General features: G+C 39.0%; 13 protein-coding genes and 1 tRNA gene. 4 read left to right on the top strand and 10 right to left on the bottom strand.

What is annotated here, in order from left to right; translation table 11 throughout:
* Positions 1 to 23 precede the first annotated feature (23 nt).
* A tRNA-Thr gene (locus AC1VNJ_RS26025) sits at positions 24 to 96 on the bottom strand.
* Positions 97 to 306: 210 nt separating this feature from the next.
* On the opposite strand from AC1VNJ_RS26025, the gene AC1VNJ_RS26020 reads away from it, so the two are divergent.
* Complete coding sequence (locus tag AC1VNJ_RS26020; protein ID WP_014458646.1) at positions 307 to 1359, top strand: aromatic ring-hydroxylating oxygenase subunit alpha; 1053 nt, start codon at positions 307 to 309, stop codon at positions 1357 to 1359.
* Between the two features lie 34 nt (positions 1360 to 1393).
* Here the strand turns inward: AC1VNJ_RS26020 and AC1VNJ_RS26015 are convergent, their stop codons facing one another.
* Positions 1394 to 2917 carry a DHA2 family efflux MFS transporter permease subunit gene (locus AC1VNJ_RS26015; protein WP_482641547.1) on the bottom strand — a complete coding sequence of 508 codons (1524 nt, stop codon included), beginning with the start codon at positions 2915 to 2917 and terminating at the stop codon, positions 1394 to 1396.
* A 265-nt stretch (positions 2918 to 3182) separates the two neighbouring features.
* Between AC1VNJ_RS26015 and AC1VNJ_RS26010 the strand changes: the two genes are divergently transcribed.
* Entirely contained in the window at positions 3183 to 4103 is a 921-nt protein-coding gene (locus AC1VNJ_RS26010; RefSeq protein WP_482641546.1) for a TetR/AcrR family transcriptional regulator, read from the top strand.
* A gap of 109 nt (positions 4104 to 4212) precedes the next feature.
* Here the strand turns inward: AC1VNJ_RS26010 and AC1VNJ_RS26005 are convergent, their stop codons facing one another.
* The 6 genes from AC1VNJ_RS26005 to AC1VNJ_RS25980 all read right to left on the bottom strand — a co-directional run bounded on the left by AC1VNJ_RS26005 (position 4213) and on the right by AC1VNJ_RS25980 (position 11936).
* Positions 4213 to 5034, bottom strand: a complete 822-nt coding sequence (locus AC1VNJ_RS26005; protein ID WP_014458643.1) for a carbohydrate ABC transporter permease — start codon at positions 5032 to 5034, stop codon at positions 4213 to 4215.
* A gap of 16 nt (positions 5035 to 5050) precedes the next feature.
* Complete coding sequence (locus AC1VNJ_RS26000) at positions 5051 to 5953, bottom strand: carbohydrate ABC transporter permease (RefSeq protein WP_034270586.1); 903 nt, start codon at positions 5951 to 5953, stop codon at positions 5051 to 5053.
* Between the two features lie 23 nt (positions 5954 to 5976).
* On the bottom strand, positions 5977 to 7218 hold the full coding sequence (locus AC1VNJ_RS25995; protein WP_098626884.1) for an ABC transporter substrate-binding protein: 1242 nt from the start codon (positions 7216 to 7218) through the stop codon (positions 5977 to 5979).
* 72 nt (positions 7219 to 7290) lie between these two features.
* On the bottom strand, positions 7291 to 9411 hold the full coding sequence (locus tag AC1VNJ_RS25990) for an amylo-alpha-1,6-glucosidase (protein WP_482641545.1): 2121 nt from the start codon (positions 9409 to 9411) through the stop codon (positions 7291 to 7293).
* An 87-nt stretch (positions 9412 to 9498) separates the two neighbouring features.
* On the bottom strand, positions 9499 to 10515 hold the full coding sequence (locus AC1VNJ_RS25985) for a LacI family DNA-binding transcriptional regulator (protein WP_028415038.1): 1017 nt from the start codon (positions 10513 to 10515) through the stop codon (positions 9499 to 9501).
* A gap of 146 nt (positions 10516 to 10661) precedes the next feature.
* Positions 10662 to 11936, bottom strand: a complete 1275-nt coding sequence (locus AC1VNJ_RS25980) for an ATP-binding protein (RefSeq protein ID WP_482641544.1) — start codon at positions 11934 to 11936, stop codon at positions 10662 to 10664.
* Between the two features lie 271 nt (positions 11937 to 12207).
* Between AC1VNJ_RS25980 and AC1VNJ_RS25975 the strand changes: the two genes are divergently transcribed.
* Positions 12208 to 12972: a sulfite exporter TauE/SafE family protein gene (locus tag AC1VNJ_RS25975; protein ID WP_025750122.1), complete on the top strand. Its 765-nt coding sequence runs from the start codon at positions 12208 to 12210 to the stop codon at positions 12970 to 12972.
* 234 nt (positions 12973 to 13206) lie between these two features.
* Positions 13207 to 14559 (top strand): cation:dicarboxylate symporter family transporter, encoded by a 1353-nt coding sequence (locus tag AC1VNJ_RS25970; RefSeq protein ID WP_482641543.1) that lies wholly within the window; start codon positions 13207 to 13209, stop codon positions 14557 to 14559.
* Between the two features lie 27 nt (positions 14560 to 14586).
* On the opposite strand, the gene AC1VNJ_RS25965 is transcribed toward AC1VNJ_RS25970, so the two are convergent.
* Both AC1VNJ_RS25965 and AC1VNJ_RS25960 read right to left on the bottom strand, forming a co-directional pair.
* A complete protein-coding gene (locus tag AC1VNJ_RS25965; RefSeq protein WP_057234059.1) occupies positions 14587 to 14982 on the bottom strand; it encodes a hypothetical protein in 396 nt (131 codons plus the stop codon).
* A 70-nt stretch (positions 14983 to 15052) separates the two neighbouring features.
* The gene (locus tag AC1VNJ_RS25960; RefSeq protein WP_482641542.1) at positions 15053 to 16024 is read right to left on the bottom strand and encodes an NAD(P)H-dependent flavin oxidoreductase; all 972 of its coding nucleotides are present in this window, start codon (positions 16022 to 16024) and stop codon (positions 15053 to 15055) included.
* Between the last annotated feature and the right edge of the window lie 79 nt (positions 16025 to 16103).

Raw genomic sequence — 16103 nt, 5'->3', positions numbered from 1 at the left:
ACAAGAAAGAAGGTTTTTTAGTATGCTAGCGACAGGGATCGAACCTGCGACCTCTTGCTTACCATGCAAGTGCTCTACCTACTGAGCTACACCAGCGTCTTGGAAAATTATATCACATTTAAATTCATTTAGGAAGCGCTTTTTTAAACTTTTTTATTGGTATATTCTCTAATTTGCATCTTTTGAAATTCTCACTTTCTACAAAGTTCCATATTTTATGTTAGAACTCCTTACATAAATTGTGTGAATTTTCTTTTTTTATATTACCCTTAGTAAAAGAGCTTACAAAAGAAGGGAAGAAAATAGATGGAACAACAACCAACCATGACCAAATCAAAAACGGCAACTCCCTACCCAAGAGGCTGCACGTTCAGCCTGGAAGATTGGACGACGCTCGCTAAGTATTGGTACCCCGTCGCACGCTGCAGTGATGTAACAGAGAAACCAACGTCGGTAAAACTGCTAGACGTAAATCTAGTTCTATACCGTACCACACACAAAGTAGTAGCGGCTCGTGATTTATGCGTTCACCGAGGCACCCCGCTTAGCATGGGCTGGGTGGAAGATGATGAAATTGTCTGTCCTTACCACGGCTTCCGCTATGCAACGGACGGCGCATGTACATCGATTCCAGCTCACCCTGATGCCAACATTTCTCCCCGCCTGTGTATGGCCGTCTATCCAGTTATTGAACGATTTGGATTAGTGTGGACTTCCCTGACAGGAGAACAAGATAACCTGCCTTACTTCGATGCGTGGGAGGACCCTGATTTTCAGCAAATTGTTTGTCCGAGCTTTGATATCATGGGTTCGGCCGGTCGTCAAATGGAAGGCTTTTTAGACGTAGCTCATTTTGCTTGGGTGCACACGGACACATTTGGTGATCGAAACAACGCCTTTGTGCCTAAATATAAAGTAAGCGAAACAGACTATGGGCTTCATGTAGAATATACGAGCACCGTGAGCAATTATTCCAAAGAACAGCAGCATTTAAATCCACCTGATTTTAAATGGCTTCGCGTCTTTGATGTTTATCCGCCGTTTACAGCTACGCTAAAAGTATACTTCCCAGAAGGCGCAGAGCTGTGGATTATGAATGCAGTCTCCCCTATTTCAGCCCGCGAAACACGTTTATTCGCACCAATCGCTCGAAACTTTGACAAAGATTCTCCCGTTGAAGGTGTGTATGACTTTAACCTTCGCGTCTTTGACGAAGACCGTGAAATGGTTGAAAACCAAAAACCTGAAGACTTGCCTTTAGACCTGCAGATGGAAGCGCATATTATGGCTGATCAAACGTCCATCGGCTACCGGAAATTATTAAAGAAAATGGGCTTAAGTTTTAGATATACAAGCTAAAAAAATCCCCGCTGTCTCAGCGGGGATTTCTTTTTCATTTAGCGAACTGCTCGCGTCCTGCTTTTTCCTTTATCACTTCATCTTCACTTGCCGGCGTTGCGCGTTTCATAAACAATGAAAGAATTAAGGCAACCACCACTAGTACTACTGAGACGGCAAACGCATCGTTAATCCCTTGTACCATTGCCTGCATCCCAATCTGTTCTTTCATTTGAGCTGCCCCGGCTGCGGTTGCATTCGCTGCTCCCGCTCCGCTCATTGCATCTTGAGCGAGCTCTTTTGCATGCGTAGCTGTACGGTTTGACATCACCGTTACTAAAAGAGCCGAACCAATAGCTCCCGATACTTGTTGAAGCGTGTTATTCATCGCAGTACCATGAGGATTAAAGCGCTGTGGCAGCTGATTTAATCCGTTTGTCATAACCGGCATCATCACCATAGACATTCCGAACATGCGAAGCGTGTAAAGCGTAATGAGCGTTGTATACGTCGTATCAAGCTCTAAGTTACTGAAGAAATACGTCGTAACGGCTGTAATCGTTAGGCCCGTTACAGCTAGTGCACGCGCTCCGAATTTATCAAATAATTTTCCGGTAATCGGTGACATCACGCCCATTAGCAGCGCACCTGGAAGCATTAGTAATCCTGAATGAAGCGGAGAGATGCCTCGTACCGTTTGAACATAAATTGGCATTAGCAGCATGGCTGAGAATAATGCCATTGTGATCACCATTGAAATCGTTGATGATAAAGCAAACATTGGATATTTAAAAATGCGGAATTCAAGCATAGGTGTTTTAAGCTTGAACTGACGCGTAATAAATAAAATCAGAGCCACAGCTCCTACGATAATGGTGCCGTACACTTCCATAGAATCCCAGCCTTTATCCCCTGCTGAGCTAAATCCGTATAGAAGTCCTCCAAATCCAATTGTAGATAACAAAAGAGATAAAAAATCCAAATTGATTTCCACTTTTTCTTTTTTGTCCTTTAATAGAAAGAAAGCGCCTATTAATACAATTGCCGCGATTGGCGTAACAAGGTGGAACAGCATTCTCCACTCATAGTGTTCAATTAGCCACCCTGATAAAGTAGGACCAATTGCCGGAGCAAAAATCATAACTAAACCGAAAATCCCCATCGCAGCTCCGCGTTTTTCTAACGGAAAACTTGTGAGCAATACGTTCATTAAAAGCGGCATCATAATAGCTGCGCCTGACGCTTGAATAATACGAGCGGTTAACAACACAGAAAATACGGGCGAAGCACCGGCAAGTATTGTTCCTGCTGTAAATAAAGTCATCGCCGTTAAAAATAAGCCTCTGACAGAATAGCGCTGAATTAAAAAAGCGGTAGTTGGAATCATAATACCATTCACTAACATATAACCAGTAGAAAGCCACTGGACAGTTGACGTTGTCACATCTAAGTCTTTCATAATAGACGGAAGCGCCACATTTAATAACGTTTCATTCAACAATGAGATAAAAGCGCCAATTAACAAAATAGCAATTATGCCATAAGGCGGCTTTTCCATTTGATTTATCGATTGACTCATTATTGTACCCCCTTATACTTCGAGTTCATTTTTTTAGACACACGTTCTACATAAAGTATATTATACTGTGAGTTCAATTTATGCAAGCGAAAAATCTTACGTTCATGTCCTTTATTTTATCGACTTTTTTAGTCCTATAATCCTTTTATATCAATATATTGTCGTGATATCGTCTATTTTTTTGAAAAGAACATTTGTGTAAACGCTTTAAATCATGTATCATAAAGTTGGACCATGAGTCTAATTTTATATTTAGGTGATAATAATGAATAACCGAAAACAGCAAGTTGTAAAAAATGCACACCATCTCTTCGTTGAAAAAGGATTTCAAGCTACATCTATTCAAGACATCATTGATTATAGCGGCATTTCAAAAGGAACATTCTACAACTATTTTTCTTCAAAAAACGAATTATTAATCGCTGTTTTCACCTGGCTTCATACAACAACTGAACAAGAGCGGAATCAGCTGCTGGTTGGTAAAAGTCTGACCGATGTAGATGTATTTATTAAACAGATCGATGCGCAGATGAAAAACCATCACAAACATAAATTTTTTACGTTACTTGAAGAAGTATTTGTTTCTAATGATCCTGATTTAAAAGCATACATAAAAAAAACCCAGTTCATTGAAGTAAACTGGTTCTACAAACGGTTTATTGATTTATTTGGACAAGAAAAGAAACCTTATCTGCTAGATTGTGCAATTATGTTTCTTGGCATGCTTCACCGCAACTTTCACTATAATTTTATGGTCAACGGTACAAATACTGATTCCCATGAGATTATAACTTACAGCGTTAAGCGTCTGCTTCCTCTTGTAGACGAAGTAGCAAGTTCAGGAGACATTTTGCTCGATCCGCAAACGATCAAAGAATGGCTTCCATCTTGCCCAAATACTAAAAATCAAATAGAACAGGACATTTCCGCAGCACTTATCGATTTAAAAAAGCAAGCTCACAAACAATTTACGGATGAATTCGAACGTCAAAAATGCACAGAGCTTATTAGTTTTATTGAAGAAGAGATGTTTAAACAATCGAATCCACGCAAGTTTGTTGTGGATAGTGCCCTTCATTCATTAAAGCAGCTGCCTGTTAACAACAGTAAAACGAACCTAGAGGAACTGCAAACGATGATTGATCAGTATGTGAGTGAACTTCAATCAACAGCTAGAAGCAACTAAACATATGAAATTCACGCTCACCATAACAACAAAAAACGAACGATTATGATTTTTTAATTAATCGTTCGTTTGTAATTCCAACTAAAATACTTTTATCCCAGCCTCTTTTTTATTTTCCTCCAGTAAACGAAATTCCTTTAATGAAATATTTGTTAAAAAATGCATAAATGAGCAAAATTGGAAGTGTAAAAACCATGGAAGCTGCCATAATATAGTTCCAATAACTGATATACTGACCTTTAAATGTGTTAAGACCTAAAGTCAACGTAAACATATTTTCATCAGACATCACAATTAAAGGCTTCATAAAATCATTCCAAAACCCCATAAATACAAAAATCGTTTGTGCTGCTAAGGCAGGTTTTGCAAGTGGAAGGACTATTTTGAAGAATGTTCCAAACTTCGATAACCCATCCAACTCCGCTGCTTCTTCAAGCTCTTTTGGGAAATTAATAAAAAATTGACGCATCATAAATATAAAAGTTGCATTTACCATTCCCGGTACAATCATTCCCTGATAGGTATTTAACCAGCCTAACTCTTTTAAAATTAAAAAATTAGGAATCATCGTTACTTGTCCAGGAATCATAAGCACCGCTAAAATAATAATAAATAAACTTTTCTTTCCCGGGAAACTGAGGCGTGCAAGGGCATAACCAGCCATTGAGTTAAATAGCAAATTTAGAGCTGTTCCTACTACGGCAATGAATAAGCTATTAAACATCCAGCGAGGGAACAGCTTTTGTTCCACAAAAATTTGTTTATAGTTGTCTAGCGTAAAGTGTTTCGGAATAAAGTTCACCGTACCTGACACAATTTCTTCTAGCGTTTTAAAAGAAGCGGACAGCGCCCAAATAAATGGAATCAGAGTAATCAGCGCGTATATGCTTAAAATCGTATATAAAATGAGGACTCCTGTTTTTTTCTTCATCTTTTTCTTCCCCCCCTTAGTACATACTTTCTTCTTTTGAAAACTTTCTCTGAATAACCGTTGCCACCAAAATCACGAGCGCCAGCATAAAGGCTAGTGCTGCAGCATACCCCATAGTACCTAAATTTTTAAATGCATATTGATAAATAAGCAGAACAACAGTCAGAGTCGAGTTATTAGGACCTCCTGAACCTCCTGAGAAAATAAACGATTGATCAAATAACTGAAACGTACCAATCAGTCCCATGATTACTACGAATGATGTAACCGGTCGCAGATTCGGAACTGTAATATGCCAAAATCGTTGAAATACATTAGCCCCATCTAACTGAGCTGCTTCATAAAGCGAATCTGGTACGTCTTGCAAAGCTGCCAAATAAATAACCATAAAAAATGGAGCTGTTGCCCAGATGTTCATAATCATAATGGCAATCAAAGCGACCTGAGGATCTCCAAGCCAATTGTAAGTTGGAAGACCAACAAACTTTAAAAACTCGTTCACAATTCCATTTTGATTGTACATCCACATAAAAATAAGCGTTAATACAGCCGATGATGTAAGTGTAGGTAAAAAATAAATAATGCGAAAAACTTTTTCTGCTTTTAGCCCTGCATTTAATGTGGCCGCCAGTATAAGTGCCAATGCGGTTTGTACCGGTACAACAATTACTACATACTTCACCGTATTCCAAAGAGCAATTTTAGCTTTCTCATCTTCAAGAACCTTCATGTAGTTCTCAAGCCCTCGAAAATGGAACTCAGTTCCTCCCAGCAATTGAACTTTATGTAAAGACAAAAAGATGGCATAAAAAATAGGTGCAATAACAAACAGCAATAGTACAAACAGTGTAGGTGTCATAAAAGCATATCCTTGCCCTACATCACGAGGTTTGTACGTTCGTATTTTTCCGTCTTTCATTTCCTCCACTCCCCCGCCGAGCCTTATTCATAAATACTAATCTCTTGATTTGCCTGCTTTTGTGCTTTTTTCAAAGCTGTTTCTAAATCACTTTGTCCCAAAAAGGCGCTTAAAAACTGGTTATTAAAGTTATTCATGATAATAGGCAAATACGGACCATCTTGCCAGACAGTTGCATAAGCAGCTCCTTTTACTAATGGACCTCGTTTTTCGTCTTCAGCAAAACCAAGCTTATCCGCTACGGATTTTCTTGTTGGCAATGCATAACCCTTGCTTGTCCAAGTTTCCATTCCTTCTTTCCCGGTTAAGTACTGAATGAGCTCCCAAGACGCTTTTTTCTTTTTTGAGTCAGCATTCATTACATACGCGACCGTAAATGCCATCGTATTTTTGTGACCGTTTATTGTCGGAACTTCCGCTGTACCGTAATCAAGTTTTGGGAAGGACTCCTGTAAAAATGGAATCATCCAATTCCCTTCAATCACCATAGCTACTTTTTGTTGTGCAAACATGTCCGTACCTGAATTTGCGCCTACATCAGAGGGCTGTACAGACGTTTTATCTTTTAAATGCTGATCGATGAGCGGCTGAAGAGAATCCACGACTTCTTTCGTAGCAAAGTTTGCCTTATTGTTCTTTACAACGTCTCCTCCGTTTGCCTGCGCCATGTAGAAGATACGCGCTAATTCCGGCGTGACACCAAACGCTTGAATCCCTTTCTTTTTAAATACTTTTGAAACTTCTTTAAACTCACCCCATGTTTTTGGTACTTCTACTCCTGCTTCTTTAAATAGCTTTTTGTTGTAAAATAAGCCTAATGTGGAGTAATCTTTTGGAAAACCATAAGTCTCTCCATTTTTTTGAAACGCTTTCAATAATGGTTTCTCAAAATCCTGAACATCAAAATCAGATTTTACATAAGAATTTAAAGGTTCTAAAACCCCTGTATTAATAAGACCCGGCGCTTCAAGTGCATCAAGATAAAAAACATCTGGACCATTTCCACCTATTAAACGCGTTTTTAGAATATCCATGTATTGATCAGTGATTACTTCATGCTTCACATGAATTGATGGATGAAGTTTTTCAAAGTCTTGAATAGTTTGATTAAGCAGCTTCGTCTCTGTTGGGTTGCCTCCCCAGCCGGCTAATACAATTTCGACTTGACCATTTTCCCCGGAAACTTCTTGTACATTTGAACATCCAGTTAAAGCTGCTCCAGCCACTGCCAGAACCAAACTTAAAGCGAGTATCCACTTCTTCATTAGCTGTCTCCTTTCATTTCATTGACCTGCGGCTTATTAATTGACGCTTAATAAGCCGCGGTCGAAGTCACATTAACCTACATAATTTCTTACCTTACATTGAGATAGAAGCTCGTATTTTGTCGTATTTTCTTTCACGTAAATAATAGTTTCGCTTTCTTCTTTTTTAACCGTTAATGAAAGTTTCCCACTGCCAATCACAAGGTTTTCTACAGATATTTCATTCATATCGTCTATGAGCAAAGGATTTATCTGTATAGTACCTGCTGTACTATCAGGAAACAGTCTTAGCATCGCCTGTACGAAAGCTAAAGGCGTGCCGGCTGCCCAAGCTTGAGGTGAGCAGGCAACGGGATATTTGACAGGCTTGCCAAGGTTACTTGAATAGCCGCAGAATAACTCTGGAAGGCGGTCGTATTCAAAATGCTCAGCTGCATCAACCAGCCCTTTTATCACTTTATTGACTTCTGTTTGCTTGTTCGCTTTACTCAAACCGAGAACAATTAAACTGTTATCGTGCGGCCAAATGCTCCCGTCATGATAACTCATTGGATTATAACCCGCTTCTCCTTCTGCCATTGTACGAATTCCATATCCCGAAAACATAGATTCTGATACTAGCCTTTCCGCTACTTTGTTCAGCTTCTCCTCATCCATCATCTCGGCTAAAAGTACATGACCTGGATTTGACGTAATCGTTCCTACTTGATGTTTATGTTCATCAAGTGCAATGGCATAGAATGACACGTCTTCCATCCAAAAGGCTTCATTGAACTTTTTACGCAGCAGCTCAGCTTCTTCACGTAAACTATTTGCTTCATTTGTTTTGTTTAACTGATCATACAAAGAAGCAATACCCATTTTCGCTTGATATACGTAGCCTTGTACTTCCACTAAAGCAATAGGAGTTTTTGCATATTCACCGCTGCGATGGACAACAGAATCCCCTGAGTCTTTCCATCCTTGGTTAGCAATTCCTTTACTTGATTCTTGATGGTATTCAAGAAATAAATCACCGTCTCGATCTCCATATTCATTGATCCATGTCAAAGCTCCATCGACAGTCATTTGCATTTCTTTTACAAACTCGAAGTCTCCTGTCCACTTCACATATTCCGTTAACAAAATTAAAAATAATGGTGTCGCGTCAACTGTTCCGTAATATGGAGTAAAAGGTATTTGATTTGTGTTTGCTAGTTCTCCGTAACGTATTTCATGCATAATTTTACCCGGCTGTTCATCACGCCATGGATCATTTGCCGTTCCTTGATATGCTGCCATAGTACGTAGCGTTCCTTTTGCTACTTCCGGATTAAAAGCCAGCATTTGAAGCGCTGCAATTAGACTATCCCTTCCAAATGGCACACCAAACCAAGGCAATCCAGCTACAGGAAAAGCACCGAACCCTACATCCGTTAGCAGTACGCGCAGGTCGTTAAGTCCTCTTGTAATAAGGCGCTGCATTGTCGGATGATCGGTTGTCACTTTTGTAGAAGATTTTTCCCACTTTTTATATGACTGCGTTAGTAAACTAAATGCTTCACCAGCTGATAAAATATTTTCATTGATGTCTTCGCCCATTTGCGGCTGAACCATTAATGTAATTTCTTCTTCTTCCTGATGGTTCAGTTTGAAAGAAAACATAACCTCTCCTTGTTCATACACGTGTGAGGCTTTTTTATCCCAAGAAATCCGTGTCGAACGCTTGATATCATCTGATCCTTCGTATGTATATATTAAACTGCTTTCCCCTTTTATTTGCCCTGTTCGTTTTCCGACATTTCCAGTTTGAAAACCTCTTACGATAAACATATCGTTAAAATCGACATCTGCTTGGATACTTAATGTAAAAGCAATTTTTTTCGGAAAATAACTTTTCAATTTTATTTTTTCATAGAAAATACCCTCATATATAAAGCGCTTTCTTTCTATTTCTACAGACTCTCGCCACAGCGATAGTTCTCCTTCTTTTTCCATATGCGGATTAGTAAGAAGAATTGTGGCTAACAGGTTTTCGTCGGCACTTGAGGACAATAACACAGGATCTGTACCGTTAATTTTCAAATGAAATTTGCTCAAAAAACGCGTATCTTTCATATATAGCCCTAAACCATACTGATGGTTTTCAGTGATATTTCCTGCTTGATCTGTTAGTAAAAATAAGTCATTTTCTTTAATCACACGGTAATCCATTTCCATCCCCCTAAATTTCACCGAAACGTTTTGGAAAAACGAAACACAAAACCGAAACGTTTCGGTTTTTACATTATATAAAAACCACTAGCCGTGGTTTTTAGCTGTTGATTCTCGAATAATCAGCTGTGTATCAAGATAACGCTTCATATTTGTTTCTTTTCCTTCTAGCATCTCAATTAGTAAATCTGCAGCTTCATAGCCAATCTGATATACTTCCTGCCCTACAGTCGTCAAATTTGGAGACGAGTAAGAAGCAAGAACAATATTATCATATCCGACAATCGAAACGTCTTTTGGTACATCAAGGCCAAGTTCTTTGCATGCTTTTAATGCTCCCAGTGCCATTAAATCACTTGCACAAAAAATAGCGGTGAGCTCTTCATACTTATTTAAAAGCTCACTGGCAGCTTTCTCTGCTTTCTTTTCTTCAAACTTTCCGCTTACAACCCATTCAGACCGAAACGACAAACCGCATTCTTTGAGGGCTTGTCTGTATCCATTGAGACGTTCTTGGCTGACAAATGCGTCTTCATGTCCGTTAATCATCCCAATATGCTGATGCCCAAGACTCGCTAAATGTTCAACCGCTTTTTTAGCTCCCAAGGCATTATCGGTGGTGACATAGCCTACTGAACTAGAATGGACGGGAATATCAACTAAAACACAAGGAATATCGCTTTCTACTACTTCTTTTAAATAAGGATCTTCTTTTTTGATGCCCTGAATAATTGCCCCGTCCACTCTTCGCTCTCGACAAAGCTGAGTATACGTTTTTTCTCGCTGCATCATCGTGTTTGTATTAAATAAAATCAAGTCATACCCCAAAGTAGATGCACGCTCATTTACACCGCACAATACTTCAAACGTGAAATTATCTTTTACGCTCTCTCTGCTGATGCCTGAAACTAGTAGTCCAATTGTCTTTGACTTTTGCATAACCAATCCTCGAGCTAACGTATTGGGGCTATAGTCAAGCTCTCTTGCTACGGCTGCAATCTTTTGCCTTGTTTTTTCATTTACATCTGAATAACCATTTAAAGCCCGAGACACCGTTGTTACAGATACGCCGGCAACTCGCGCTATATCTTTAATCGTTGTCAATCAAAATTCCTCCAAAACGTTTCGGATAACTTTAAATAGATTGTAACGCTTTCATTTCTTAAATTCAATACTTTTTTAATAATCAGTTTACTTTTATCTATTTTTAAAATTTTTGCATATAAAAAGAGCAGCCCTAAAGCTGCTCTTTACTCACAAAGGGGAAATTGAAGTGAAAAGCACGTTTCTTTTCCTTTTACGCTAGACACACTTACTTTTCCCTTCATATAATAAATAATACTGAAAGATACCATCGTTCCAAGCCCCGTACCTTTTTCTTTTGTTGTAAAATACGGTTCGCCTAACCGGTTGATTTGTTCTTGCGTCATACCGCAGCCTGTATCCATAATATCAACGATCACAACTCCGCCTTCTTTTCCTACTTTAATAGTTAACGTGCCTCCGTTTTGCATGGCTTCAATACTATTTTTAAATAAGTTGATTAGACACTGCTGAAGCTTTCTTCTTTCTCCCATTACGAAGAACTTCACTTCTTCATCGAATGTAAAATCAATCGCGACTCCGTTCATATTGGCAAGAGGCGTCATAATATGGGTGACGTGATGAATTTCTTCTGACATATTCATTTTTTCATTTCGTTCTGGTGCGGAATTGGCAAATAGCAAGTAATCATCAATGATTTCTTTTGCGCGGTCTAGTTCATTAATAGCAATCGAAATGTAGCGTTTTTTAGCAGGTTCTTTTTCATCTTCTTGCAGCATTTGCATAAATCCTCTGCTTGCAGTTAGAGGATTTCGCACCTCATGAGAGATGCTGGCAGCTAAATGACTGACAATTTCTAGCTTTTCTGCTTTCATTAGGCGCTGCAGCACTAATAAATTTGCCCGTATCGCTTCCCACAGTATGGTAATCACAAACATGCCTGCCACATCTAAAACGGCGAACTGAACCCACACGCTAATAGGAATGCTTGTGACGTGTAAGACAAAAATAGATACAAGCATAGCTAATAAAGAACCAATTACACTAAGACAGGTGCTCACGATAATTCTATTTTTTAATGAGAAATGTAAAAAGTATTTTGTTATGAAAAATAAAGGAATGGATAAAATCGGCAGAGCAATTAATGTTGATAAAAACCCTACATCATACCCGCCAATTAGCAAGCGCAGCAGTAAAATAAAGACGAAAAGCAAGCTTCCTAGCGGCCAGCCTCCATATAACGTTCCTAAAATATAAGGAATTCTTCGTAAATCCATTCGATAGTCATCCGGGACATAAGCTCCGTTAACCGGAAACAAAAGGCAAAAGGTAATAGCTAAAATCGGAAATACCGCGATATAGTGATCTTTCCACCAATGAACTTTTTTAGCATACTTGATCAAATAAAACATCTGCACTAAAAACAGCGCCAATAAAATAAATAAAAAATTAATTAACAAATCTTTCGTAACAAAACTCATGCATTCACCGGTCTTTCAAATGAGATAAAAATAAACTCTTTTATTGCATTTACATTTGTAACACAAATTAGAGCGTAATCATAGATAAATAAACGTATTCTATTTACTTTTTTATAACTTCCTATGACTTTATCGTCCGTTCCCTAAAATAGTGAAGACTAAGAAAACCTTTTCAACTTCACTAAAAATATTCAGAATTTTATTTACATATGAGTTACAATGCTCTATAATCAGATCAATGTACTTGGTTTTGAGAGTAGGAGGACAAAATATGGAACTATCAATTACCTTAATGGGATTATTCGTTGGAACCCTTGTAGGCTTAACGGGGGTTGGAGGTGCCGCTTTATTAACACCTTTACTGATTGTACTCGGCATTAACCCTTCCATTGCCGTAGGAACAGATCTTGTCTACAATTCTATCACAAAATTATTCGGAGTCGCTCAGCACTACAAACAGCGAACCATTAACTTTAAATTAGCAAAATATTTAGCTTTCGGAAGTATTCCGAGCGCTGTGCTGGCTATTGTCACACTTCATGCATTTCCATCTTTTCACGAGCATCAAGAAACGATTATTAAGCACGCTCTTGGATACGTCATGACGCTGGTTGCCATTTCAATTATCTTTCGCGTCTTTTTTGATAAATTAATTCGTCCAAATCGGTTTCAGGAAATGGACTTAAATCAGAAAAAAGGATTAACAATCGGAATTGGCGTAGTCTTTGGATTCATTGTCGGACTAACATCGATTGGTTCGGGCTCATTATTTGCGATTGCGATGCTGTACTTATTTAAGCTAAAAACATCTGAGCTGGTTGGAACTGATATTGCACACGCGTTTCTTCTCGTCACGGTGGCTGGTATTTTAAATGCAAGCTTTGGAAGCGTGGATTACATGTTGACTGCTAACCTATTAACTGGATCTATTCCAGGTGTGTTAATCGGAAGCCGTTTATCAACGAAAGTGCCTTCAAGACCGCTTCAAGCCATTATGGCAACCATCATTCTAATTAGCGGAATTAAATTAATTTAACTAATAAAAAGCACATGCAAAGGCATGTGCTTTTTATTAGTTTTTTTAAAGATCTACATTAAAAATAATAATGTTTTAAACCACTTCCCTTCCCTTCTTATACACTTCAACTAATATTTTTATTGAATTTTAGTCAAAGAAACCAATGACACTTCAAACAACCTTACGTTAAAATGTAAAAAAACATAACATCTGTTGTGATATTCAAAAAATTGCACGACGAAGGGAGAACACATGACACAAACAGCGGCAAAAAATAAGAAAAAACCTTTTTATAAAGGCCTTTTCTTTCAAATTATGATGGCAATTGTACTTGGCATAGCCGTAGGATATCTATGGCCAAGCTTTGGAAATGCTGTAAAACCGATTGGAGACGGTTTTATTAAGCTTATCAAAATGCTGATTGCTCCTCTTATTTTTGGAGTAGTCGTTGTTGGAATTGCCAAGGTTGGAAACATTAAAACAGTTGGGCGTATCGGCGGAAAAACCATTCTTTACTTCGAAATTGTCACAACATTCGCTCTATTGATCGGTCTATTAGTAGCAAACGTAATGAATCCCGGCACCGGTATGAATGTTGATCCTTCAAGCTTAAGCACCAGCGAAGTGGACGCGAAGACTAACGGCTCCGAACTTCCAAGTGAAGGTGATTTTTTTCTTAATATGATTCCAGACAGTGCAGTTGGTGCTTTTTCAAGCAATTCCATGCTTCAAGTGCTTTTAATTTCTTGTTTGTTTGGCATCGCGCTTGTCCATATAGGCGGAAAAACAGCAGAGACCCTTTTAAATGTATTGGAGAAAGTAAATGATGTATTGTTTAAAATTATGGGATACATTATGAAATTAACGGCTCTTGCCACGTTTAGTGCCATGGCATTTGCAGTTAGTCAGTACGGTCTTGGAACACTTGCTGCATTCGGAAAGCTATTTATCGCTATGACAATTGCTTGTCTAGCATTTGTTCTTGTTTTAGCTGTTATTTTACGAATCTATTTAAAATTAAGTTTGTGGAAAGTCATTCTATATATACGAGAAGAAATTATGCTGGCATTTGCTACGGGTTCCACTGAGGCCGTTATGCCGCAGCTCATGGATAAATTCGAAAAAGCAGGATGCAACAAAGCAGTCGTTGGCCTTGTTGTACCTACGGGCTATTCGTTTAATCTAGACGGTGCTTCCATTTACTTGTCTCTTGCCCTCGTCTTTTTAGCACAAGCAACGGGCGTGGATTTGAGCCTCACTGATCAGCTTTTAATGCTTGGTGTTCTTCTTCTTACGTCTAAAGGAATGGCTGGTATTCCAGGATCAGCTTTTGTTGCTCTCTCTGCTACCGCAGCAGCAACCGGATCTATTCCGGTAGCAGCCGTTGCCCTGATGCTCGCTCCTGATCGCTTTATGGGTAATTACCGGACCACAGTTAATATTATTGGTTATGCGGTAGCTGCTTTTATTATCGCACGATGGGAAAATTTATTAGATCTACAAAAAGCCAATGATGTGCTGGACGGAAAAATTGCGTATCAGCCCAAAAATGCTGAAATTTCTTTCCCAGAGAATATTCCAGCAGCCAATGAAAAAGCATTTTAATAAAAAAATTTCCTGGCCGAGACAAGTCTATTTTGCTTGTTTTTCGGGCAGGAATTTAATTGTTACATGAAAGGCCTTTTGCTGAAACTTATTTTCTTCGAGTATTTTATATACCATTTGTTTAATCGTTTCTTGCGTTTTGGCATCAGATGAAACCGAAGGCTCCATATACACATCCAGCTCTACTCTGTCTTTTGAGTAAAGGGAAGAATTCACGCCCCTTGATTCATAGCCCGCTTCCGTTAAACCGCTGCTGATTTTATGCCAAATATCCAGTTTGTCCATTTGTTTAATAACAGGCTTTGCTTCTTCGTACACTTGTGCTTGCTGAGTCTTGAAAACTTCTTCTTTTTTAGTAAAAACTGCATACCCTGAACCTACTACTAAAAACGTCATAATAGCAAATGCTCGCATTCTTTTCATTCTCTCACCTCATTTAGAGATATAGATTATAAATATGCGAATAATTGCTGCAGTATGACGGCTTGTATCTCTACTTCTTTTCCACTATACTCAGCAGTCGTTTAGAACCGGCTTCTACTTCTTCTATCATACTGTCAAACAGCTCTTGCACCGTTGGAATACTATCAATCAGACCAACGACTTGGCCTGCCCATCCATAGCCTTCATCGATTTTATTTTCATAAATATACCGGCAGTTTGCCCCACCGCTAATAACGTCTTTTAACTCTTCGTACCTCTCTCCTTGCTGCTCACGCTCGATAATGTCAAGAGTGTAGTGAGACTTTAATACGCGTCCAGGTGCCCCGAACGAACGTTTAATAACCACAGTATCGGTTTCTTTTGCTTCTACAATAGCTTGTTTATACGCATCATGGGCATCTACACATTCTTTTGTCGCGATAAAACGTGTTCCCATTTCTATCCCTTCAGCGCCTAATGATAACGCTGCCAATAATCCTTGTCCGTTTCCAATCCCTCCGCTTGCTAGGACCGGAATTGACACAGCCGCAGCTACTCGGGGAATTAATACCATTGTGCCGAGATCCTCACGTCCGATATGTCCTCCTGCTTCTTGCCCCACTGCCATAACAGCATCTGCTCCTAGCTTCTCAGCTTTTTGAGCTTGACGCACGTTTGCTACCAGTACGAGCGTTTTAATTCCCGTTCCTTTTAATCTCTCAAAAATAGGTGCGGGATTTGCTCCTGTTATGGAAACAACTGGCACACTTTCTTCTGCTGCTACGTCGAGAAGTTCTTTATAAGAACCTTCTGTTTGACCTCCAACAGCAAAATTAACGCCAAAAGGACGCTCAGTTAAAGAACGCACTTTCTTAATTTCAGCTCGAAGTTTCTCAGGGGTTCGGAGCGTCATAGCTGTAATTTGTCCAAGCCCTCCTGCATTTGAGACAGCAGCGGCAAGTTCTGCGTACGCTAAATACGCAAGACCTCCTTGTACAATTGGATATTGAATCCCTAATAAATCTGTTACCCGTGTTTTCATCTATGTATCCCCTCTCCTTTTATTTTTTATTTATGAATGCTTATTCATAATCATAACAAGAAAATAACGGATTTCCTAC

The sequence above is a fragment of the Priestia sp. 3CA3 genome (assembly GCF_056836725.1).
Note: the sequence above shows the minus strand (reverse complement) of the source record. Positions and strands in the feature narration are given on the sequence as shown.